Origin of the sequence: Streptomyces sp. VRA16 Mangrove soil (assembly GCF_017377775.1) — a bacterium.
Taxonomy (GTDB): Bacteria; Actinomycetota; Actinomycetes; order Streptomycetales; family Streptomycetaceae; genus Streptomyces.
Genome location: NZ_JAFVLN010000001.1, coordinates 69,604 through 91,557 on the forward strand (window position 1 = coordinate 69,604; position 21,954 = coordinate 91,557).

Annotated in this window: 18 protein-coding genes and 1 riboswitch; of the genes, 11 read left to right on the top strand and 7 right to left on the bottom strand. The window is 72.4% G+C overall.

Annotation, left to right across the window (positions count from 1 at the left end; translation table 11 throughout):
• Window positions 1-38 precede the first annotated feature (38 nt).
• From dxs to J3486_RS00345, 4 genes are all read left to right on the top strand, one after another.
• Window positions 39-1,949 carry a 1-deoxy-D-xylulose-5-phosphate synthase gene (dxs, locus tag J3486_RS00330; RefSeq protein ID WP_207817867.1) on the top strand — a complete coding sequence of 637 codons (1,911 nt, stop codon included), beginning with the start codon at window positions 39-41 and terminating at the stop codon, window positions 1,947-1,949.
• Entirely contained in the window at window positions 1,946-3,331 is a 1,386-nt protein-coding gene (locus J3486_RS00335; RefSeq protein ID WP_207817868.1) for an aspartate aminotransferase family protein, read from the top strand. The genes dxs and J3486_RS00335 overlap by 4 nt, the downstream gene beginning before the upstream one ends.
• A gap of 72 nt (window positions 3,332-3,403) precedes the next feature.
• Complete coding sequence (locus tag J3486_RS00340; RefSeq protein ID WP_207817869.1) at window positions 3,404-4,048, top strand: helix-turn-helix domain-containing protein; 645 nt, start codon at window positions 3,404-3,406, stop codon at window positions 4,046-4,048.
• 1 nt (window position 4,049) lies between these two features.
• A complete protein-coding gene (locus tag J3486_RS00345; protein WP_207817870.1) occupies window positions 4,050-4,196 on the top strand; it encodes a DUF6126 family protein in 147 nt (48 codons plus the stop codon).
• 6 nt (window positions 4,197-4,202) lie between these two features.
• Here the strand turns inward: J3486_RS00345 and J3486_RS00350 are convergent, their stop codons facing one another.
• Window positions 4,203-5,003: a tyrosine-protein phosphatase gene (locus J3486_RS00350; RefSeq protein WP_207817871.1), complete on the bottom strand. Its 801-nt coding sequence runs from the start codon at window positions 5,001-5,003 to the stop codon at window positions 4,203-4,205.
• 383 nt (window positions 5,004-5,386) lie between these two features.
• Window positions 5,387-5,553: riboswitch (cyclic di-AMP (ydaO/yuaA leader) on the top strand.
• Between the two features lie 3 nt (window positions 5,554-5,556).
• On the opposite strand from J3486_RS00350, the gene J3486_RS00355 reads away from it, so the two are divergent.
• The 4 genes from J3486_RS00355 to J3486_RS00370 all read left to right on the top strand — a co-directional run bounded on the left by J3486_RS00355 (window position 5,557) and on the right by J3486_RS00370 (window position 10,304).
• Complete coding sequence (locus tag J3486_RS00355) at window positions 5,557-6,315, top strand: M23 family metallopeptidase (protein WP_207817872.1); 759 nt, start codon at window positions 5,557-5,559, stop codon at window positions 6,313-6,315.
• A 164-nt stretch (window positions 6,316-6,479) separates the two neighbouring features.
• Entirely contained in the window at window positions 6,480-7,310 is an 831-nt protein-coding gene (locus J3486_RS00360) for an SGNH/GDSL hydrolase family protein (RefSeq protein WP_307804639.1), read from the top strand.
• A 145-nt stretch (window positions 7,311-7,455) separates the two neighbouring features.
• On the top strand, window positions 7,456-8,211 hold the full coding sequence (locus J3486_RS00365; protein WP_207817873.1) for an SIMPL domain-containing protein: 756 nt from the start codon (window positions 7,456-7,458) through the stop codon (window positions 8,209-8,211).
• Between the two features lie 149 nt (window positions 8,212-8,360).
• Window positions 8,361-10,304, top strand: coding sequence for an MFS transporter (locus tag J3486_RS00370; protein ID WP_207817874.1), 1,944 nt, complete (start codon window positions 8,361-8,363; stop codon window positions 10,302-10,304).
• Between the two features lie 414 nt (window positions 10,305-10,718).
• Here J3486_RS00370 and J3486_RS00375 read toward each other — a convergent pair whose 3' ends face one another.
• Window positions 10,719-11,339 carry a TetR/AcrR family transcriptional regulator gene (locus J3486_RS00375; protein ID WP_207817875.1) on the bottom strand — a complete coding sequence of 207 codons (621 nt, stop codon included), beginning with the start codon at window positions 11,337-11,339 and terminating at the stop codon, window positions 10,719-10,721.
• 211 nt (window positions 11,340-11,550) lie between these two features.
• Between J3486_RS00375 and J3486_RS00380 the strand changes: the two genes are divergently transcribed.
• The gene (locus J3486_RS00380; protein ID WP_307804640.1) at window positions 11,551-13,140 is read left to right on the top strand and encodes an APC family permease; all 1,590 of its coding nucleotides are present in this window, start codon (window positions 11,551-11,553) and stop codon (window positions 13,138-13,140) included.
• Here the strand turns inward: J3486_RS00380 and J3486_RS00385 are convergent.
• The gene (locus tag J3486_RS00385; RefSeq protein WP_207817876.1) at window positions 13,109-13,534 is read right to left on the bottom strand and encodes a hypothetical protein; all 426 of its coding nucleotides are present in this window, start codon (window positions 13,532-13,534) and stop codon (window positions 13,109-13,111) included. The two genes, J3486_RS00380 and J3486_RS00385, sit on opposite strands and share 32 nt — an antisense overlap.
• Window positions 13,535-13,658: 124 nt before the next feature.
• Here J3486_RS00385 and J3486_RS00390 point away from each other — a divergent pair, with 124 nt between their 5' ends.
• Complete coding sequence (locus J3486_RS00390; RefSeq protein ID WP_307804641.1) at window positions 13,659-14,501, top strand: helix-turn-helix transcriptional regulator; 843 nt, start codon at window positions 13,659-13,661, stop codon at window positions 14,499-14,501.
• Here J3486_RS00390 and J3486_RS00395 read toward each other — a convergent pair.
• From J3486_RS00395 to J3486_RS00410, 4 genes are read right to left on the bottom strand one after another with little or no spacing between them, the layout of a single operon-like run.
• A complete protein-coding gene (locus J3486_RS00395) occupies window positions 14,434-16,494 on the bottom strand; it encodes an acetate--CoA ligase family protein (protein ID WP_307804642.1) in 2,061 nt (686 codons plus the stop codon). The genes J3486_RS00390 and J3486_RS00395 overlap by 68 nt on opposite strands.
• The gene (locus J3486_RS00400; RefSeq protein ID WP_207817879.1) at window positions 16,491-17,687 is read right to left on the bottom strand and encodes a glutamate dehydrogenase; all 1,197 of its coding nucleotides are present in this window, start codon (window positions 17,685-17,687) and stop codon (window positions 16,491-16,493) included. The genes J3486_RS00395 and J3486_RS00400 overlap by 4 nt, the downstream gene beginning before the upstream one ends.
• Window positions 17,684-19,372 (bottom strand): thiamine pyrophosphate-dependent enzyme, encoded by a 1,689-nt coding sequence (locus tag J3486_RS00405; RefSeq protein ID WP_207817880.1) that lies wholly within the window; start codon window positions 19,370-19,372, stop codon window positions 17,684-17,686. Before J3486_RS00405 ends, J3486_RS00400 begins: the two co-directional genes overlap by 4 nt.
• Window positions 19,369-20,526, bottom strand: coding sequence for an acyl-CoA dehydrogenase family protein (locus J3486_RS00410; protein WP_207817881.1), 1,158 nt, complete (start codon window positions 20,524-20,526; stop codon window positions 19,369-19,371). The genes J3486_RS00405 and J3486_RS00410 overlap by 4 nt, the downstream gene beginning before the upstream one ends.
• A 226-nt stretch (window positions 20,527-20,752) precedes the next feature.
• Here J3486_RS00410 and J3486_RS00415 point away from each other — a divergent pair, with 226 nt between their 5' ends.
• Window positions 20,753-21,916 (top strand): MBL fold metallo-hydrolase, encoded by a 1,164-nt coding sequence (locus J3486_RS00415; protein ID WP_307804643.1) that lies wholly within the window; start codon window positions 20,753-20,755, stop codon window positions 21,914-21,916.
• Window positions 21,917-21,954 lie beyond the last annotated feature (38 nt).

The following is a 21,954-nucleotide window of genomic DNA, read 5'->3' on the forward strand; positions in this document are numbered from 1 at the left end:
GACAGCGTTCTGAGTTCGACCAGGAAGGGGGCTCGAGCGTGACGATTCTGGACACCATCCGGGGGCCGCGCGATCTGAAGGCGCTGAGTGAGGAGGAGCTCGACGTACTGGCCGCGGAGATCAGGGAGTTCCTGATTCACGCGGTCGCCAGGACCGGCGGTCACCTCGGACCCAATCTGGGCGTGGTGGAACTCTCCATCGCGCTCCACCGGGTCTTCGAGTCGCCCGTCGACCGGCTCGTCTGGGACACCGGCCACCAGAGCTACGTCCACAAGCTTTTGACGGGCCGGCAGGACTTCAGCAAACTGCGCGGCAAGGGCGGCCTGTCCGGCTATCCCTCGCGCGAGGAGTCCGAGCACGACATCGTCGAGAACAGCCACGCGTCGACCGCGCTCGGCTGGGCCGACGGCCTCGCCAAGGCGCGGCAGGTGCAGGGGGAGCGCGGCCATGTCGTCGCCGTCATCGGTGACGGGGCGCTGACCGGCGGCATGGCCTGGGAGGCGTTGAACAACATCGCCGCCGCCAAGGACCGGCCGCTGATCATCGTCGTCAACGACAACGAGCGCTCCTACGCGCCGACCATCGGCGGCCTCGCCAACCACCTCGCGACCCTGAGGACCACGGACTCGTACGAGAAGGTGCTGGCCTGGGGCAAGGACGTGCTCCTGCGCACCCCGGTCATCGGGCACACGGTGTACGAGTCCCTGCACGGCGCCAAGAAGGGCTTCAAGGACGCGTTCGCGCCGCAGGGCATGTTCGAGGACCTCGGCCTGAAGTACGTGGGACCCATCGACGGGCACGACGTCGGGGCCGTGGAGTCCGCGCTGCGGCGCGCCAAGCGCTTCCACGGGCCCGTCCTCGTGCACTGTCTGACGGAGAAGGGGCGCGGCTACGAGCCGGCGCTCGCGGACGAGGCCGACCGGTTCCACACCGTCGGCGTGATGGACCCGCTGACGTGCGAGCCGCTCGCACCCTCCAACGGTCCCTCCTGGACCTCGGTGTTCGGCGACGAGATCGCGGCGATCGGGCGGGAGCGGGAGGACGTCGTCGCCATCACCGCCGCCATGCTGCACCCGGTGGGCCTCACCAAGTTCGCCGCCGAGTTCCCCGACCGGGTCTGGGACGTCGGGATCGCCGAGCAGCACGCCGCCGTGTCGGCCGCCGGGCTGGCGACGGGCGGGCTGCACCCGGTCGTCGCCGTGTACGCGACCTTCCTCAACCGGGCCTTCGACCAGTTGCTGATGGACGTCGCGCTGCACAAGTGCGGCGTCACCTTCGTCCTCGACCGGGCCGGCGTCACCGGCGTCGACGGCGCCTCGCACAACGGCATGTGGGACATGTCGGTGCTCCAGGTCGTGCCGGGCCTGCGCATCGCCGCGCCGCGCGACGCCGACCAGCTCCGGGCGCAGCTGCGGGAGGCCGTGGCCGTGGACGACGCGCCGACCATGCTGCGGTTCCCCAAGGAGTCCGTGGGCGCGCCGATCCCGGCCGTGGACCGGATCGGCGGCATCGACGTGCTGCACCGGGCCGACGACGCGCGCGTGCTGCTGGTGTCGGTCGGCGTCATGGCGCCCGTCTGCCTCCAGGCCGCCGAACTGCTCGAAGCGCGCGGCATCAACTGCACGGTCGTGGACCCCCGTTGGGTCAAACCCGTCGACCCGGACCTCGCGCAGCTGGCCGCCGGACACGAGCTCGTCGCCGTCGTCGAGGACAACAGCAAGGCCGCGGGCGTCGGATCCGCCGTCGCGCTCGCGCTCGGCGAAGCCGAAGTCGACGTCCCCGTACGCCGGTTCGGGATCCCCGAGCAGTTCCTGGCGCACGCCAAACGCGGCGAGGTGCTGGCCGACATCGGCCTCACCCCGGTGGAGATCGCCGGACGGATCGGCGCCTCCCTCACCTTGAAGTCCGGCAAGGACAGCCTGAAGTCCGGCAAGGAGAACGACGTATGAGCAAGGAGTTCGACCTCGGCAAGCTGCTCGCCGAGCGCGGCGCCGAACGGTACGAGCTGCACGCCAAGTACCTCAACCACCAGCTGCCGAAGATGCTCCACACCATCGGCTTCGACAAGGTCTACGAGCGGGCCGAGGGCGCGCACTTCTGGGACGCCGACGGCAACGACTACCTGGACATGCTCGCCGGGTTCGGCGTCATGGGCCTCGGGCGGCACCACCCGGTCGTGCGCAAGGCGCTGCACGACGTGCTCGACGCCTCGCTCGCCGACCTCACCCGGTTCGACTGCCAGCCGCTGCCGGGCCTGCTCGCCGAGCGGCTGCTGACCCACAGCCCGCACCTGGACCGGGTGTTCTTCGGCAACAGCGGCACCGAGGCCGTGGAGACGGCGCTGAAGTTCGCCCGGTACGCGACCGGCAAGCCGCGCGTCCTCTACTGCGCGCACGCCTTCCACGGGCTCACCACCGGCTCCCTGTCGGTCAACGGCGAGGACGGCTTCCGGGACGGCTTCGCCCCGCTGCTGCCCGACACCGCCGTCCCGCTCGGCGATCTCGACGCCCTGGCGCGGGAGTTGAAGAAGGGCGACGTGGCCGGGCTCATCGTCGAGCCGATCCAGGGCAAGGGCGTCCACGAGGCGCCGCCCGGCTATCTGCGGGACGCCCTCCAACTCCTGCACCAGCACAAGGCGTTGCTCATCGCCGACGAGGTGCAGACCGGCCTCGGGCGCACCGGCGACTTCTACGCGTACCAGCACGAGGACGGTGTCGAACCGGACCTGGTGTGCGTCGCCAAGGCCCTCTCGGGCGGCTATGTGCCGGTCGGCGCGACGCTCGGCAAGGACTGGATCTTCAAGAAGGTCTACTCGTCCATGGACCGGGTCCTCGTCCACTCGGCGAGCTTCGGCTCCAACGCGCAGGCCATGGCCGCGGGCCTCGCCGTCCTGTCCGTCATGGAGGACGAGGAGACCGTCGCGAACGCCCGCGCCATGGGGGACCTGCTGAAGTCCCGGCTCGCCGGACTCATCGACCGCTACGAGCTGCTGAGCGACGTGCGCGGGCGCGGGCTGATGATCGGGATCGAGTTCGGCAGGCCCAGGTCCCTGAAGCTGCGCAGCCGGTGGACCATGCTTCAGGCCGCCCGCAAGGGCCTGTTCGCGCAGATGGTCGTGGTGCCGCTGCTGCAGAAGCACCGGATCCTGACACAGGTCTCGGGCGACCATCTGGAGGTCATCAAGCTGATCCCGCCGCTCGTGATCGACGAGCAGGACGTCGACCGGTTCGTCGAGGCGTTCACCGCCGTGATGGACGACGCACACGGCGGAGGTGGCCTGATGTGGGACTTCGGGAAGACACTGGTGAAGCAGGCGGTCGCCAACCGCTGACCGCCCCCGCCGCGGTTTGCCTCTGAGGCAATAAATTTGCCACTGGGGCAGGGCTCTGGCTGAATCGACGGTATGAGCCCTGCCCTCCCAGAGCCCGACGCCGGGCTCGACGTGGTGCCGGAACCCCCGGACCTGCCCGCCGTCGCGCCGCAGCTGCGCGCGCTGCGCCGCCGCGCCGCCCTCACACTCGAGGCCGCCGCCCGCTCCGCCGGGCTCTCACCGGCCCATCTCTCCCGGCTGGAGACCGGACAGCGACAGCCCTCGCTGCCGATGCTGCTCGCGCTCGCCCGTATCTACGGTACGACCGTCTCCGAACTGCTCGGCGAGACCCCCGCCGACCGGGACGCCGTCGTGCGCTCCGGCGGCCAGGAGCCGACCGAGGCGGGCGGCTGGGCGTACTTCCAGGCCGGATCGCCGGGCCGTGGCATGCAGGCGCTGCGGGTCCGGGTGCCGTACGGGTCGCAGGGCGACATCGTGCGGGTCCATCCCGGCGAGGAGTGGCTCTACGTTCTGGAGGGGCGGCTGCGGCTGCGCCTCGGCGACACGTCCTACCGGCTCGACCCGGGGGACAGCGCGCATTTCGACTCGCTCACCCCGCACCGGATCGCCGCGGCGGACCGGGGCGGGGCCGAGCTCCTGTTCGTCCACACGTTGCTGCAGAGTCCGACCGCCGCGCTGTGCATCGGCCCGGCGGCCGGTCCGATCCGGGAGGCCTGACATGAGCGAGACACAGCGGCAGGGCGGCCGTGACATCGAGGACAAGCTGCCGCGCGGCATCTGGGTGCGCGTCCTGCTCTACGTCTTCGCGGGACACGCCCTCGCCGCCTTCATCTACCTGCTGTTCACGCTGGGCGGGAACCGGTAGCGCCGGTCAGTCGAGCAGGCGCTCGCGCAGCCGGTCGCGGTCGGCCGCGGTGAGCTTCAGGCCCTCTTCGAGGTAGCGGTCGGTGGTGCCCCAGGTCTGCTCGATCGTCTCGAAGGCCGCGTGCAGGTACTCGGCGCGGGCGTCGAAGAGCGGGCTGAGCAGCTCCATGACCTCGGGGGAGTAGGCGTCGTCGGCCGAGGAGCCGTTGCGGCGGACCTTGTAGCGGCGGTGCTTCTCGTTCGACTTCAGGTAGTCCGCCTCGATGGCGTCCCGCTCGACGCCGACCGCGAGCAGCGTCACCGCGATCGACAGGCCCGCACGGTCCTTGCCGGCCGCGCAGTGCATCAGGGCGGGCACACTGTCCTCGACCATCGCGTGCAGCACCTGACTGTGCTCGGCCGTGCGGCCGGTGACGATGGAGCGGTACGAGGTGATCATCCGGTTCGCGCCCCGGCCCTCGGAGAGCAGGCCGCGCAGCTGGTCGAGATCGCCGTCGCGGACCATCTTCCAGAACTCCGCGCCGTCCGCCGGGTCGGACAGCGGCAGATTCACGTTGCGCACGCCGGGCAGCGCCACGTCGGCACCCTCCAGCTTCTGGTCCGCCGCGTTGCGGAAGTCGAAGACGGTGTGCAGTCCGAGCGAGCCGAGGAACGTCGCGTCCTCGGCGGTGGCGTGCGCCAGATGACCGCTGCGGAAGAGCACTCCGGGCCGCACGCGTCGGCCGTCCACGGTCGGCAGGCCGCCCACATCACGGAAGTTGCGCACTCCGGTCAGCTCGGGCTCGGTGGACGGGGCGTGCTGCGTCACGGGGGCTCCTCCCGGTCGGTGCGCCGACGTCGCTCGTCGGCGGGCCTGCTTCCTGACGATACGACATCGATTCCCCGGGCAACCATGTGTCCGATTCGCCCCGTTCAAGGTCAACTGTCGGGAAGTGAAAGGAGATTGTGGACGTAGGGGTGAGCGGGCTCATACAGGTGACCGTGCGTGGCCGTTCTCCTTGATCCGGAAACGCGGAAATCCCGAAGGTATGGCGTTCGTAAAGCGGCGCGCTCCACGGAGGGTCACACACGAAATTCTCAGACGCCCGCGAAAAGGGCCCACATTTCTCCGCGGTGTTTGTCGCGGCCGTTCCCGCTGCCTTACGGTCACCCATCACACCGGACGGAACGCCAAGTCCTGCCGCCGCCCGGACTTCTTCCACGACCCGTGACGGCAGGAGCGGGGGACCCACAGGCAGTACGCCGCCCGGGAATTCCCCAAGCGGCTCGGGGTGAAGCCGGACGCCTTCGCGGGCTCCGGCCGGACATCTCCAGTCCGAACCCGACAGCTCACCTCGCAGGCGACGGAGAGGAAACATGTCATGCCCGCAAAGGGTAAGCACCGCCGCCCGAAGTCCCAGCGCGTCACCCGGGCCGCCGCCGTGGCCACCGTGGGAGGCGCCGCGCTCGTCCTCCCGCTCGTGGGGGCCGCCGGCGCGCAGGCCGCGGACTCCGGCAGCACCACCACGACGTACACCGTGAAGTCGGGCGACACCCTCGCGAAGATCGCGAAGAGCCAGGGCGTCGACGGTGGCTGGAAGCAGCTCTACCAGGACAACCAGGACGTCATCGGCTCGAACGCCGCGCTGATCAAGCCCGGCACCGAGCTCACCGTCGACGGCTCCGCGAGCGGCGCGTCCGCCACCGCGACCCGGGCGAGCGACACCACGAGCAGCTCCGGCTACGTGAAGCCGGTCGACGGCTCCGTCGGCACGCCGTACCACTCCTCCGGCTCCATGTGGTCCAGCGGCTACCACACCGGCACCGACTTCACCGTCTCCACCGGCACCTCCGTCAAGGCGGTCGCCCAGGGCACGGTCGTCTCCGCCGGCTACGACGGCTCGTACGGCAACGAGATCGTGATCAAGAACGCCGACGGCTATTACGCGCAGTACGCCCACCTGTCCTCGGTCGGCGTCTCCGCCGGGCAGACCGTGAACGCGGGCGACCGGATCGGCCTGTCAGGCGCCACCGGCAACGTCACCGGGCCGCACCTGCACTTCGAGATCCGCACCACCGCGAGCTACGGCTCGGACGTCGACCCGCTCGCCTACCTGCGCAGCCACGGCGTCACCGTCTGATCCCCGCTGACACTCCGCCCGCTGATCCCCGCTGACACCCCGCGCGTCACGCGAGTCCCACCCGGCACCGGTTATTCCCCGTGTGCCGGGTGGGCTATCTCACCACTCGTCAACCCCTGGTTACGGTCGCGTAGGTCACATTCGAGGGTGAAAGATGTGTGGTCGTGGCAAACGAATCGAGAGCACTCACGGATTCACTCGGCATCGGCACGATCCGGTCCTACGCCGCGGTGGGGGACAGCTTCACCGAGGGCGTCGGCGACCCCGCACCCGACGGGACGTTCGTCGGCTGGGCCGACCGGCTCGCCGTCCTGCTGGACGATCTGGTCCCCGAGGACACCTTCCAGTACGCGAACCTCGCCGTGCGCGGCAAGCTGCTCGACCAGATCGTCGAGCACCAGGTCCCCCGCGCGGTCGAGCTCGCCCCCGACCTGGTGACCTTCGTCGCGGGCGGCAACGACATCATCCGGCCCGGCACCGATCCGGACGACGTGGCCGAGCGCTTCGAGCAGGCCGTGGCGCGGCTCACGGAGGCGGCCGGCACCGTGATGCTCGCCACCGGCTTCGACACCCGCGACGTGGCGGTGCTCAAGCATCTGCGCGGCAAGATCGCCACGTACAACATGCACGTACGCGCCATCGCCGACCGGTACCGCTGCCCGGTGCTCGACCTGTGGTCCCTCAAGTCGATCCAGGACCGCAGGGCCTGGGACGAGGACCGGCTGCACCTCGCCGCCGAGGGCCACACCCGGGTCGCGCTCCGCGCCGGACAGGCCCTCGGCATCGAGGTGCCCGCCGACCCCGAGCAGGCCTGGCCGCCGCTGCCGCCGCGCGGCACGTTCGAGGTGCGGCGCGACGACATCCACTGGGCCCGGGAGTTCCTGGTGCCGTGGATCGGGCGCAGACTGCGCGGCGAGTCGTCCGGCGACCGGGTGCAGGCCAAGGGGTTCCTGAACCCGCACGAGATCAAGGCGCAGCTGCGATCCGCCTCCTGAGTGCCTTTCCGGGCGGCGTCGCCCACCGGGTTCGTGGGCCGGTGAGGTGACCGGGCGGAGTGGCGTGGTCCTGCCGGCCGGGTGCGGGTGCTGGGATGTCGGCGGCCCGCCGCCCGGCGGGCCCGACCGGAAGGACCCCGCCTCCATGCCCGTACGCACCCGCCACTGCGCGGCCGTCGCCGCCGCCCTGTTCGTCGTCGGGCTGTCGGGGCTCCCCGCCGCTGCCGCCCCGCAGGCGCCGAGCGTGACGGGGGTCCGTGCGCCGCGAGCGGCGACGGTGACCGTCACCGGGGAGGGGCTGGCGAGCGCGGCGCCGGACATGGCGGTCGTGACCGCCGGTGTCGAGGTCACCGGATCCACCGCACAGACGGCCCTCGCCGCACAGGGCACCGCCGCGAGCGCGTTCCTCGCCGCCGTGCGCGAGGCGGGCGTCGCCGACAAGGACGTCCGCACCGAGAACCTCTCCCTCTCCGCCGTCTACGCGGCCGACCCGCAGCCGGACGGCTCCCCGAAGGTCACCGGGTACCAGGCCGCCCAGACGTTCTCCGTGAAGATCCGCGACCTGAAGCGGACCGGTGCCGTCGTCCAGGCGGTGTCCGACGCGGCCGGCGACGCCGCCCGCGTGAACGCCGTCGTCTTCGACGTCGCCGACCCCGGTGCCCTGCGCTCCGCTGCCCGCGCGGCCGCGCACGACGACGCCCACCGCAAGGCCGTCCAGTACGCCGAGCTGAGCGGGCACCGGCTGGGCCGCCTGGTCTCGCTGGAGGAGGGTGCGCAGGGGCGGCCGCGTCCCGTCGCGCTGCCGGTGGACGCCTTCGGCGCCGACACCGCGAAGGTGCCCGTCGCGCCCGGCGAAGTGGAGGACTCGGTGACGGTGACGGCGGTGTACGAGCTCAACTGACATGCAGGAAACGCCAGTTGTGCTGAAGGTCAGGTGAACGGCAGGCCAGGAATCAATCAAGTGTTCGTCAGGTCCTGCGGGACCCGAGGGACTTGCTGCTTGGGTGACGTGGTCGCGGTCGAACTCGCCGTCACCCAGGGGGACCTGCCTTGCCGTCCAGACCAGTACGGCCGGGTCTCGTCCTGGCCACCGTGCTCGTCGGCACCTTCATGGCCATCCTCGACGTGGCCATCGTCAACGTCGCCGTCCCGGCCATCCGCACCGACCTGGACGCCGGGTACGGCGGCGTCGAACTCGTCATCTCCGCGTACACCATCACGTACGCCTGTCTGCTGGTGACCGGCGGACGGCTCGGCGATCTCGTCGGCCGCAGGCGGATGTTCATCACCGGACTGCTCGTCTTCTCCGCGGCCTCCGCGCTGTGCGGAGCCGCGCCGAACATCGAAGTCCTCATCGCCGCAAGGGCGTTGCAGGGAATCGGTGGAGCGCTCCTGTACCCGCAGGTGCTCGCCATCATCCAGACCACGTTCGAGGGCGAGCGGCGCGGACGCGCCCTCGGGACCTTCGGTGCGGTCATCGGAATCGCCTCCATCGCGGGGCAGTTGATCGGCGGCACGCTGCTCGCCCTCGACCCGTTCGGGCTGGGCTGGCGGTCCGTGTTCCTCGTCAACGTGCCCGTCGGCCTGGCCGCCGCGTTCGCCGCCGCGCGCACCCTGCCGGCCGACCAGCCCGCCGACGGCACCCGGCTCGACCGGGGCGGCGTCGGCCTCGGCGTGCTCGCCCTGCTGCTGCTCTCCGTGCCACTGCTCGAAGGCCGGGACCTGGGGTGGCCGCTGTGGATCCTGCTGGCCCTCGTCGCCACGGCGCCCGCCGGCTACGCCTTCGTCCGGTACGAGAAGCGGGTCGCGGACGGCGGCGGACAGCCGCTGGTGCGCATGGAGCTCTTCCGCGCCCGCGGCATCGCGCCCGGTGTGACGGCCGCCGCCCTGTTCACGGCCTCGTACGCGGCGTATCTGCTCACCCTCGCCGTGCATCTGCAGGCCGGTCTCGGATACACCCCGATGATGTCGGCGCTCACCTTCACGCCCGGCGCCGTCGGCTTCTTCATCACGTCGCTGGTGGCGCCGCGCCTCGTCCCGCTGCTCGGCAAGCACGTGCTGACGTTCGGCATGGTGACGGCCGCGCTCGGCCTGCTCGGCGCGGCCGGGACGGTCGCCGCGGCGGGCGCCGACCTGCGCTGGTGGCAGCTCGCCCCGGTGCTGTTCGTCGTCGGCCTCGGCCAGGGCTTCGCGCTGAGCCCGCTCGTCGGCACCGTCATCTCCGGCGTGCCGCCCCAGGAGGCCGGATCGGGCGCGGGCGTGGTCACCACGTCCATGCAGACCGGGAACGTCCTCGGCGTCGCTCTCGGTGGACTCGTCTACTTCACCGTCCTCGGCGCCGACCACGGCGGCGCCGCGTCGGCCCGGGCCTTCGCCGTGGTGCTGCCGGTGTGCGCCGCGCTGCTGCTGCTCGGCGCCGTGTGCGTCGGCCGACTGCCCACGCCCGTCGGTGAGGCGTCCAACGCCATCGTGGAACGGCTGCCCGGCTGGGCGAGCGGATTCGCGTACTCGATGTTCCTGGCCAGCGGCGGCCGCATCGGCGACCGGCTGTTCGCCGACGTCCTCGCCCATGTCCGCGAACGCCGCCTGCGCCGCACCCAGGAGGCCCCGGAATCCTTCGGCGACTTCCTCGCCTACCACTACGGCGCGCAGGCCGAGGACGACGCCTGGCTCGCCTACCTCCAGCGGGAGGCGCTGGCCTACGCGCACGGCAAGGTGCCGCACGAGGACGAGCGGCTGCCCGTGCTGCGCGCCCAGGTGGAGGAGGTCCGCCGCCGCCAGGAGGCCGGCCGGGTGCCCCAGGACATGGACCCCGAACTGCTCCGCCTGCTGGCCTTCGCCGTGGCGAGCTATCCCCGGCTGCTGCCCCAGATCACGCGCATGGTCACCGGCCTGAACCCGGACGACCCACGCTTCGCCGACCGCTGGGCGCAGTTCCTGCGAGGGCTGGGGGAGCGGATCGAGACGGGTGGGGCAGTGCGGGAGACGCCCTGACGGGAGCGGTGGCTGCGGCGCCGGCCGGGGTGTCGCGGGTCTGTGTCGCGGGTCGGGTGGAGGTCCGGTTCGTGATGGCGGGGCGTGGCGGAGGCCGGTTCGTGACCGTGGGTCGGGCGGAGGCCGGTTCGTGGCCGCGGCGCCGGCCGGGGTGTCGCGGGTCGGGTGGAGGCCCGGTTCGTGGCCGCGGTGCCGGCCAGGGTGTCGCGGGTCGGACGGGGGCCTGGTCCGTGATGGCGGGTCGCGGTGGAGGTCCGGTTTGTGACGGTGGGTCGGGCGGAGGTCGGTTCGTGGCTGCGGTGCCGGTCGCGGCACCGGCCGGGGTGTCGCGGGTCGGGCGGGGGCGTGGTCCGTGATGGCGGGTCGCGGTGGAGGTCCGGTTCGCGACGATGGGGCGCCGCGGAAGAGATTCCGTCAGCGGCCCTGCGCCGTCAACTCGGCCCGTTCCAGGCCCAGTTCGCGCGCCAGCGCCTCGTCCACCCACTCCTGCGTACGGGCCCGGGACACCGCGCCCTCGTACGTCGTCATCTGGACGGCCAGGCCGTCGAGGAGCGCGGTCAGGCGCAGGGCCGTGGCCATCGGATCCGGGCACGTGAACTCGCCCGCCGCCACGCCCTCGGCGACGACCTCCGCGAGCGCCGCCTTCCACTGCCGGTCCAGATCGCGCGTGACCTCGCGCAGTGGGGGCTCGCGCAGCGCGACGGCCCAGCCCTCGATCCACAGCCGCCAGCCCTTGGCCTGGCCCGTCGGCGCGTACCAGCGCACCGCGGCGCGCAGCCGCTTCAGCGCCGTGGTGCGCCGGCCGAGGAGCTTGCGCAGATGCGCCAGGTCGTCCTCGGCGGCGTGCGTGAACGCGGCCGCGACAAGCTTCTCCTTCGTCGAGAAGTGGTACAGCACCAGGGCGTTGCTCACCCCGAGCGCCGATGCCACGTCGGCGATGCGCACGGCGGCGACACCGCGCGCCTCGATCTGCTCGATGGCGGCCCGCAGCAGCTCCTCGCGCCGCTCGGCCACGCTCAACCGGACTCTGGTCACGCCGTAACCCTAGTTGTTCGTGTAGCGAGCCGGTATCGGGGGCGCGTCGGCGGGGTCGCTTCGTGCAGGACCCTTGACACGCCTTCGCTGCCCGCGACTACAGTCCCCTAACTCCGCTACTGACTGGCCATTCAGTCAATAGGCCGGTCGTTCACCGGCACGGAGTGGCTCGTCCCCGCCGGAGCAGTCCTGTCCTCGCCAGGAGCAACCCGTGACCCAAGCCCCATCCGTATCACCGACCCCGCCTCCCGGGGCGGACGCCCCCGACCTCTCCGAAGGGTGGGGCGAGCAGCGTTCCCGGCTGCGCAAGGACCTGCGCCGGCTCGATGTGCTGTTCTTCCTGATCTGCACCCTCGTCGGGCTCGACACCATCGGCTCGGTCGCCGCGCAGGGCCCCGAGGGCCTGACCTGGATGGCGATCCTGGCCCTGGTGTTCTTCCTGCCGTACGGACTGCTCGTCGCCGAGCTCGGCTCGGCGTTCCCGGTGCAGGGCGGGCCCTACGTGTGGACGCGGCTGGCCTTCGGCCGGGTCGTGGCGGGCGTGAACCAGCTCCTGTACTGGATATCCAACCCGGTCTGGGTGGGCGGCAGCCTCTGCATCATCGCGCTGACCACCTGGGAGGAGTTCTTCACACCGCTGCCGGGCGCCTGGAAGTACGTCGCCGGGCTCGTCTTCATCTGGGGCGGCGCGCTCGCCGTCGTACAGTCCGTGCGCATCGGCAAGTGGGTGCCCATCGCGGGCGCCGTCGCCCGCATCGTGCTGCTCGGCTTCTTCCTGGTGTCCGTGGTCGTGTACGCCGCCCAGCACGGGGTGCACGCGCTGCCCGCCGGCGAGTTCGTCCCCACGTACGCGGGCTTCGTCGCGCTCGTCCCGGTGCTGATCTTCAACTACGTGGGCTTCGAACTGCCCAGCTCGGCCGCCGAGGAGATGAAGAACCCGCGGCGCGACATCCCGCTGTCGATCCTGCGCTCGGGCCTCGCGGCCGTCGTCCTGTACGGCGGCCCCATCCTCGGCATCCTGTTCGTACTGCCGGGCAAGGAGATCGGCAGCCTCGGCGGCTTCATCGACGCCTGCAAGGCGGTCTTCACGGTCTACGGGGGCTCGATCGCCGCCGACGGCACGGTCACCCTCACCGGACTCGGCTCGGTGTTCGGCGGTGTCGCCGCGGCCGGGCTCATCATCGGTCTGCTCACCTCCGGCGTCACCTGGGCCATGGGCGCCCACCGCGCGCAGGCCGTGGCGTGCGCGGACGGGGCCGGGCCCGCCTGGCTCGGGCACATCTCCGAGAAGCACGGCACGCCGGTGCGGGTCAATCTGCTCTCCGCGGTCCTCGGCTCGATCCTGTTCGTGGTCGCGCTCAACCTGAGCGGCGGCGACGGCGAGAAGTACTTCACCGCCGGGCTCGGCCTGACGATCTGCACCACCTTCATCTCGTACGTCATCACCTTCCCGAGCCTCGCCGTGCTGCGCCGCAAGTACCCGGACCAGCCGCGGCCCTACGCCGTCCCCGGCGGCCGGGCAGGGACGTGGATCGTCAGCGCGCTGGCCACCGGCTTCGTCGCCTTCACCGTCGTCGTGCTGATCTGGCCGGGCTTCGGCGTCGGCTGGTTCGGCACGGCGGGCAGCGCCGCGGACTCGCTGCCCGCGTCGTTCGCGGGGGAGCGGCTGCAGTACACGCTCAGCCAGGTGCTGCCGTTGTTGCTGTTCATCGTGATCGGGCTCGTGTTCTGCGCGGTGGGGGCACGCCGCCGCCGTACCCCCACCGGGGTCACAGCGCGGGGAACTGACAGTCGCGGCTGATCCGCCCGTCCTCGTCCACGGTCACGAACTCCAGGCCGCCGCCGGTCACCGCACCGGTGGCGGCCAGCACCGACTCCCAGCGGAACGTCACGACGTCCTCAAGCGCGGCGGCGGAGTCCGGCGCGGCACGGAAGACGTACTCGCCGGTCGCGACGAACTCCTCGTGGGCGCGCGTCACCCGCGCCTCCAGCTCGGCGTGGCCGCGCGCCACCAGCGTGGTGCCGGCGAAGCCCAGCCGGGCCGCCTCCGCGCGCATCTCCTCCGGCGGCTGAAGAAGATGGACCCCGTCCGGCGCCCACAGAGCCTCCACGGCCCTGCGGCGCAGGCCGGGGTCGGACTCGTTCCAGACGGCCGCGTAGCGGGCGGCCAGATCCTGCGCGTCGATCTGCGACATGGGTGCTCCTCGGGGCAGCGGGGCGTGGACAGTCGGTCGTCTGCGACTCTGCGCCCGGCGGGGCATCGCCTCAATTCCCTGCGGGGAATGGCCGATCAACGGCCCGTGGGGTAGACACGGCCCGGTGACGACGGAGACGGGACAGCGCACCGAACTCGGCGAGGTGCTGCGCGGATGGCGGGCGCGGCGGCGGATCAGCCAACTGGAACTGGCCACACGCGCGGGCACCACGCAACGCCATGTCAGCTTCATGGAGAGCGGCCGTTCGCGGCCCGGTCGGGCCATGGTGGTACGCCTCGCGGAGGCGCTGGAGATCCCCTTGCGGGAACGCAACGCGCTGCTATTGGCGGCTGGTTACGCGCCCGCCTACAAGGAGACGCGTTTCGAGGACCCACGCCTGGGGGCCGTCCGCGCGGCCCTGGAACGCATCATGGCGGCGCACCACCCCTATCCGGCCGTCATCATCGACCGCGGCGCGGACCTCGTCGCCGCCAACGACGCCTTCGACGCGCTGGTGGCGGGCGTCGACGCGCGCCTCCTGGAGGCACCGGTGAACATCGCGCGCGTGCTGCTGCATCCGCGGGGGCTCGCGCCTCGTATCCAGAACCTGGACGAGTGGGCGTGGCACGTCGTCGACTCCCTGCGCGACGGCGCGGCGCGCAACCCGTACCCGGGCACGTCCGAACTCCTCGCCGAGCTGCAGCGGTACGTGCCGGGCCGGCCGCGGCGGACCGACCCGGACTACCTCGGGCTCGCGGTACCACTGCGGCTGACGTCGCCCGTCGGCGAACTGCGCCTGCTGAGCACCCTCACCCATTTCGGTACGGCCGTCGACGTGACCCTCGCCGAGCTGCGGCTCGAAGCCTTCCTGCCGCTCGACGAGGAGACCGCCGACCGGCTCAGCGCGCTGGCACCCCGTGAGCGTCCAGGGCGATCGCCCCGCCCGGGTGCACCAGGAGCGGATTGACCTCCAGGTCCGCCAGTTCGGGGTGGTCCGCCGCGGCCTGCGCCACCGCGCAGACGGCTGCCGCGGCCGCCTCCAGATGGACGCCGGGAGCCCCGCGCCAGCCGGTGAGCAGCGGTGCGTGCCGCAGTTCGAGCAGCAGGGCACGCGCGCGTGCTGGGGTGAGCGGGGCGAGCGCGAGCGCCGTGTCGGCGTGCAGCTCGGCAGTGACCCCGCCCGCGCCGACCATGACGACCGGCCCGAAAGAGGCGTCCCGCCGGACACCGACGATGAGTTCACGCGCGTACGGGGGCGTGGCCATGGCCTCCACCGCGTACCGGGTCGCCCGGGTGGCCGCCCGCATCCGCGCGAACGCCGCGCGCAGCGCCGCCTCGTCGGCGATGCCGAGCGCCACGCCGCCGGCCTCCGTCTTGTGGGCGAGGCCCATCGCCTTGAGCACCAGGGGGTAGCCCGTGCGCCCGGCCGCGTCCACGACGCCATCCGCACCGGCCTCGCCGGCCACGAACTCCGCCACGGGAAAGGTGAGTCCGTATGAGGCGAGCAGCTCGCGCACGGTCTCGTAGCCGCCGTCCTCGACGTCGTACGTGGTGGTGGGCGCCGCCTGCGTCACCGGCAGGCGGGGCGGGGCAGCGGCCAGACGTGCCGCGCCCGCCAGGGCCGTCGCCGCCTCTTCCACGCGCTCGTAGACAGGGATCCCGCGCTCGCGCAGCACCCTGAGGGCCGGGGTGTCGCGGGCCATGGTGTGGACGATCAGCGGACGGTCCGCGGACCGTGCCGCGTCCGCGAGGGCGTGCGCGATCGCGCACTCGCGCTCGGCCTGTGCCGGGTTGGCCGTCGCGTAGTCCCCGAAGTAGCCGGTGAGCACGACCGCGTCGGTGTCCTTGCCGTGCAGCAGGCAGTCCGCCACGCGCGCGTAGTTGGCCAGATCGGCCTCGCCCGCCCCGGCGAGGTCCACCGGGTTCGCCCGGCCTGCGGCGGCCGGCAGCAGCGCGTCCAGGTCCGCGACCGTCTCGGGCGAGAGGGCGGGCACGTCGAGACCACGGGCCGCGAACGCGTCGGCGGCGAGGGCGCCCTGGCCGCCGCTGTCACCGATGACGGCCACCCGGCGCGGAGCGTGGGAGGGCGCACCGCGCGCCATCAAGTGCACCGCGACGTCGACGAGTTCACCGGCCGAGTCGAGCAGCAGGGCGCCCGCGTCGCGGCAGACCGCCGCGACCGTGGCGTACGGACTGACGAGAGCGCCCGTGTGCGAGGCCGCGGCGCGCCCCGACGCCGCGCTGCGCCCGACGGTCAGCAGCAGCACCGGCTTCCCCGCCGCGTGCGCGGCCGCCAGGACGCCTGCGAGCCGGCGTCCGTCCCGGAAGTCCTCCACGTACGCGGCGATCGCCCGCGTCGCCTCGTGGGCGATCAGCGACTCCAGGGCGTCGGCGGCGTCGATGTCGCGCTGGTTACCCAGCGACACGAACCGGGAGAAGCCCTGCCCCGCGCGCGCGAGATGCCGGCCGATCTCCAGGGCGAGATTGCCGCTCTGCGACACCAGGCCGAGACCGCCCGCGGGGAAGTCGCCCCAGCTGAGCCGCAGTTGACTCGTCGTGTCGACGACGCCCATGCAGTTGGGGCCGAGCAGCCGCGCCCCGTTCGAGGTGACCAGGTCCGCCAGGGCCCGCTCCTCGGCCGCGCCCGCGCCGCCCGAGGTGATGACCGTGAAGCAGCGCGCCCCGGCGGCCAGGCCCTCGGCGACGACGGGACGCACGTGGGCGGGCGGCACGGCGACCACCACGTGCTCGGCCGGTGACGGCAGTGCGGCCAGATCCGGCAGGAACGGTTCGCCCTCCAGCTGGCCGCCCCTGCGGTTGACGAGGTGGACGGTGCGCCGGGTGCGGCCGCTCAGGGCACCTGCGGCCAGCCAGTAACCCCACTTCTCGGGGTTGTCGGACGCGCCGACGACCGCGACCGAGGCCGGGTCGTACAGCGCCTCCAGGGGAGTCGTGGTCACCTGTACCACCCGAAGCGCTCCGCGAGCACGGGCAGGCGGTCGGCAACGATGGCGTGCGCGGCGGCCCGCGGCGTCGTCCCGTCGGTCTCGGCGCGGGCCAGCATCTGGTCGATGAGGGCGCGCATGGACCGCCGCGTGTACGCGAACGCTTCGTCCGCGTCGGCACCGATGTCGCCGAAGAGCGTCCACCACCACCAGGCGTTCGTCCCGGAGTTGACGACGACGTCCGGCAGCACCGTGACGCCGCGCCGCGCGAGGAGTTCCTCCGCGTCGGCGAGGACCGGCATGTTGGCCGCCTCGACGATCCAGCGGGCGGTGACCCGCTCCTGGTTCGTGGCGTCGATCGCGTACGACACGGCGGCCGGGACGAGTACGTCGGCGTCGGCCGACAGCCAGGCGTCGCCGGGCAGTTCACGGTCCTCGGGGCGCAGCGCCGAGCGGTCGACGGTGCCGTACGCGTCACGGGCCGCGAGCAGCGCCTCCACGTCGAGGCCGTCCGGATGGGCGACGGTGCCCTTCAGGTCGGCGACCGCGACGATCTTCAGGCCCGCGCGCGCGAGGAAGCGGGCGGTGGCGCCGCCCATGGTGCCCAGGCCCTGCAGCGCCACGCGCGTGCCCGCGTACGGGATCTGCGCGCGGTCGAGGGCGGCCAGGACCGACTCGGCGACACCGCAGCCGCCGACCAGCTCGTCCAGGCCGATGCCGTCGACGTCGACCGCGAAGGCCGCCGCAAGGCGCGCACGGGCCTCCTTCTCGTCGTCCAGCAGCGGGTACACGGCCTGGATCGACGAGACGAGGCCCGCCTCCTCGGCCGCCCGGTCGACCAGGTCCTGGGTGAGGCCGAGGTCCTCGCCCGTCGTCCAGAAGGACTCGATGTACGGGCGCATCGCCTTCAGGTAGCGCACCAGGACGCCGTACGCCTCCGGGGCGCGCGGGTCGCAGTCGATGCCGCCCTTGGCGCCGCCGAGCGGGATGTAGCGGCCCTGCGGGTTGTAGTGCAGCGCCTCCTTCATCGTCATGCCGCGGGCCAGCCCGGCGACCTCGGCGAGCGTGCAGCCGGGGCGCATCCGCAGGCCGCCGCTGGAGACGCCGCGCACCAGGCGGTCGACCACCAAGTAGCCCTTGCGGCCGGTGACATGGTCGGTCCAGGTCAGCTCGACCAGCGGCGGGGTGGGGGGCGTGGGGGTGGTCATGCGGTCTCCTCGGGGACGGTGATCAGGGTGGGTCCTGGCGTGGTGAGGGCGCGGGCGAGCACGGCCGCCAGTTCGCCCGGCGCGTGGACGGTGACGCCGCGGCCCCCGTAGGCGCGGGCCAGCGCGGACAGATCCACGCGCGCGTGGTCGACCGCCACGGGTTGGTCGCCGCGGGCGGCCATCTCGTCGCGGATCTCGCCGTACCCGGCGTTGTCGAACACGACGACGGGCAGGGGGAGCCGCAGCTCGGTGGCCGTGGCGAGCTCCTGGATCGTGAACTGGAGTCCACCGTCGCCGCTGATCGCGACCACCTGACGGTCGGGGCGCGCGGCCTTGGCGCCGATGGCCGCGGGCAGCGCGTAGCCGAGAGTGCCGAAGCCCGTGGGGTGCAGATAGCGGGCGTCGGGGCCCAGGGCGAGATGGGGGAGGGCGCCGTAGTAGCAGCACTGGGCGCTGTCCGAAGTGACGACGGCGTCCGGGGCGAGGGTGGTACCGATCGCCTCCAAGTAGGGCAGCCAGCGGGCGTCCCTGCGGTGCGTCTCGTCGTCACGGGCCGCCTTCAGGGTGGCCGTCTCGTCGTGCGCGTCCTCGTCGGCGGGCCTTCGGGGCCCGACGGCCTCGACGAGTGCGTCCTCGTCGGCGGGCCTTCGGGGCCCGACGGCCTCGACCAGCGCGTCCAGCGTCGCCGCCGCATCGCCGACCAGGGGCACATCGGCCACGTGCCGCGCGTACATCTGCGCCGGATCGATGTCCACGCGGATCAACCGGCCCTGCAACGGAGGCAGTTCGCTCCACAGGTCGGACTCCGCCAGCTCGGTGCCGATGGCCAGGACCACGTCCCGTGTCGCCAGCCACTTCTGGACTGCCGGGCTGTGCAACGACACTCCTAGGGCGAGCGGATGGCGCTCGTCCACGACGTTCTTGCCGTTCGCCGTCGTGACGACCGGGGCGCCGAGCCGCTCGGCCAGGACGCGGCACGGGCCGGCCGCGCCGCGGGCGCCGCCGCCCAGGACGAGGGCCGGTCGCTCGGCCCGCGCGAGCAGCGCGGCAGCCCGCTCGACGGACTCCGGCGCCGCGCCGCGCCGCCCGGCCGGTGGGGCCGTACGGACGCGCCCCACCGGTTCGGCCGCCTCCAGCAGATCGAGCGGCACCTCGATGTGGACGGGCCGCGGCCGTTCCGTGCGGAACAGCGTGAACGCGCGGGCCACGGCCACACCGATCTCGTCCACGGACGACACCCGGTGACTGAAGGCGGCCACATTGCGCAGCGCCTCCGTCTGGCTGGGCATCTCATGCAGCAGCCCGGTGGCCTGGCGTGGATGGCGCAGCGGCATCCCTGGCGAGACGACGAGGAGCGGGACACTGTCGGAGTGGGCCTGGCCGACGGCCGCCGCGATGTTCAGCAGGGCCGGGCCCGTGGTCGTGATCGCGACCCCCGGTTCGCCCGTCACGCGCGCGTGGGCGTCCGCCGCGTACCCGGCGCCCTGTTCGTGACGCGGGGCCGTGTGCGCGATGCCGTACGTCGCCAGGTGCCGGTAGATCTCCAGGTTGTGCGTGCCGGGGATGCCGAAGGCGCGGGTGACGCCGTGCGCGGCGAGGGCACGTGCGACGGCCTCGCCGCCGGTCAGGCGCAGCGGGTCCGGCGCGGGTGCGGCGTCCGGGACGACGCCGGGAGTGTCCGTCACAGCGACCTCGAGATGACCAGGCGCATGATGTCGGAGGTGCCCTCCTCGATCTCCTCCAGCTTCGCGTCCCGCATCCACTGCTCGACCGGGAACTCGCGCGAGTAGCCCCAGCCGCCGAGCGTCTGGACGGCCGCCCAGGTGCAGTACGCGGCCGTCTCCGACGCCGTGAGCTTGGCCATGGCCGCCTCGGCGGTGGCGTCGAGACCGGCGTCCAGTCGGCGGGCCGCCCGCCATGTCATCAGCCGGGCCTGCTCGATCCGGGTGCGCATGTCGGCGAGGCGGAAGGCGACCGCCTGGTGCTCGATGATCGGCTTGCCGAACTGCACGCGCGTGCGCGCGTAGTCCCGCGCGTACTCGTAGGCGGCCCGCGCCACACCCGTGGCCGCCGCGCCGAGCACCGCGCGGGAGATGTCGAAGGTACGCATCAGGCCGACGAAACCCTGCCCCTCGTCCCCGAGCCGGTTCTCCTCGGGGACGAACGCGTCGGAGAAGAAGACCTCCCGGCACACGATGGCGCGCTGGCCCATCTTGCGCATCGGCTCACCGAAGGTGACGCCCTCGGTGTTCTTGCGCAGCAGGAAGGCGCTCACCCCGCGCGAACGCTGCGTCGGGTCCGTTTTGGCGAAGACCACGTACAGCTCGGCCTCGCCCGCGTTCGAGATCCATGCCTTCTGGCCGTCGAGCCGGTAGCCGCCGTCGACGCGGGTCGCCGTGGTGGTGATGGACGCGGCGTCCGAACCGGACCCCGGCTCGGTGGTGGCGAGGGAGGTCATCGGGGTGTCGGAGCCGGTCAGCGGCGTCAGCCAGGCGCGCTTCTGCTCCTCGGTGCCCAGGGCCAGGACCGGGTCGGCGAAGAAGCCGTTCGAGCAGAGCAGATTGCCGATGCCCAGGTCCCCCACGCACAGCTCCTCCTGGACGAGGCACTGCGTGAACACGTCCGTGAAGCCCCCGCCCCCGTACTCCTCCGGGAGCATGAAACCGGTGATGCCGACCTTGGCGGCCTTGTGCCACAGGTCCCAGGGGGTCTCGACGTCCGCCTCGTCCACGGCACGCGCGCGGGGCCGGATCTCGTCGGTCGCGAACGACCGCGCGAGATCCACGACGGCGCGCTGCTCGTCGGTGAGCGGGACCAGCTCGGTGGGGAGTTCCGACACGGTTCCTCCAGGTGGCTTTACTGAATCGTCAGTCAGTATCTGGATGCCGCGAGAGCCCTGTCAATGGGCCGGGTACTGAATGATGGATCAGTTCGGGGCGGGACGGAGGGTGCGTTCGAGCCAGGTGTGCGTGGTGGGCAGGCGGGGCGGGGACGATCCGGGCTCACGGCGCGTTGTCGGTGGGGCCGCACATAATGGGAATCCTGATCGATCAACGGGAGGCGCCGTGTCACGTTCTCTGAGTTCCGGGCTGCGATCGCTGCAGCCCGCCGCCTTCGGTGCCGAGCCCACCGGCGCGCGCTGGGAGCGCATCAGAAAGTCGCCGAACTTCGCGGACGGCTCCTTCCAGAACCCGGAGGGCGCCCGCACCCGTCCCGACGGTTCCATGGTCGAGTTCGCGAAGATCTACTTCCGCAAGGAGGAGCGCGTCCTGCGCGCCCCCGCCGGGACCGTCCCGGTCCACGCCACGACCCTCGCCGACCTGGCGAAGCCCCCGGTCAGCGGATTGCGCATCACATGGATGGGCCACTCCAGCGTGCTGGCCGAGATCGACGGCGTGCGGGTGCTCTTCGACCCGGTCTGGGGTGAGCGCTGCTCCCCGTTCGCCTTCGCGGGGCCGAAGCGACTGCACCCGGTACCGCTGCCGCTCGCCGCGCTCGGCCCGGTAGACGTGGTGGTGATCTCGCACGACCACTACGACCACCTGGACATGCCCACGATCAAGGCGCTGGCCCACACCGACACCGTCTTCGCGGTCCCGCTCGGCGTCGGCGCGCACCTGGAGCATTGGGGCGTGCCCGCCGACCGGCTGCGCGAGCTGGACTGGCACGAGTCGACCACGGTCTCCGGAGTGACGCTCACGGCGACGCCCGCCCGCCACTTCTGCGGCCGCGGCATGCGCAACCCGCAGCACACGCTGTGGGCGTCATGGGTGGCCGCCGGCTCCGAGCACCGCGTCTACCACAGCGGTGACACCGGCTATTTCCAGGGCTTCAAGGACATCGGCGCCGAGCACGGCCCGTTCGACCTGACCATGATCCAGATCGGTGCGTACTCCGACTTCTGGCCCGACATCCACATGACCCCGGAGGAGGGCATGCGCGCCCACCTCGACCTCCAGGGCGGTCCTGTGTCGGGGCCGATGCTGCCGATCCACTGGGCGACGTTCAATCTCGCGCCGCACGCCTGGACGGACCCGGGAGAGGGGACGGTCACCGCGGCGCGCCGGGCCGCCGCGCGGCTCGCGCTGCCGCGTCCGGGCGAGCCGTTCGAGCCGTCCGCCGCGTCGCTGCCTACGGAGCAGTGGTGGCGGCCCGCCGCCGCGGTTCCCAAGGGCGGGTGGCCGGTGGCCGAGGCGGCCGGGGCTCCTGAGGTCGTGGTGGCCGGGTAGGGCCGGCGGTTCTTCTCGGGGCGGGCGGTGGCGCCTTC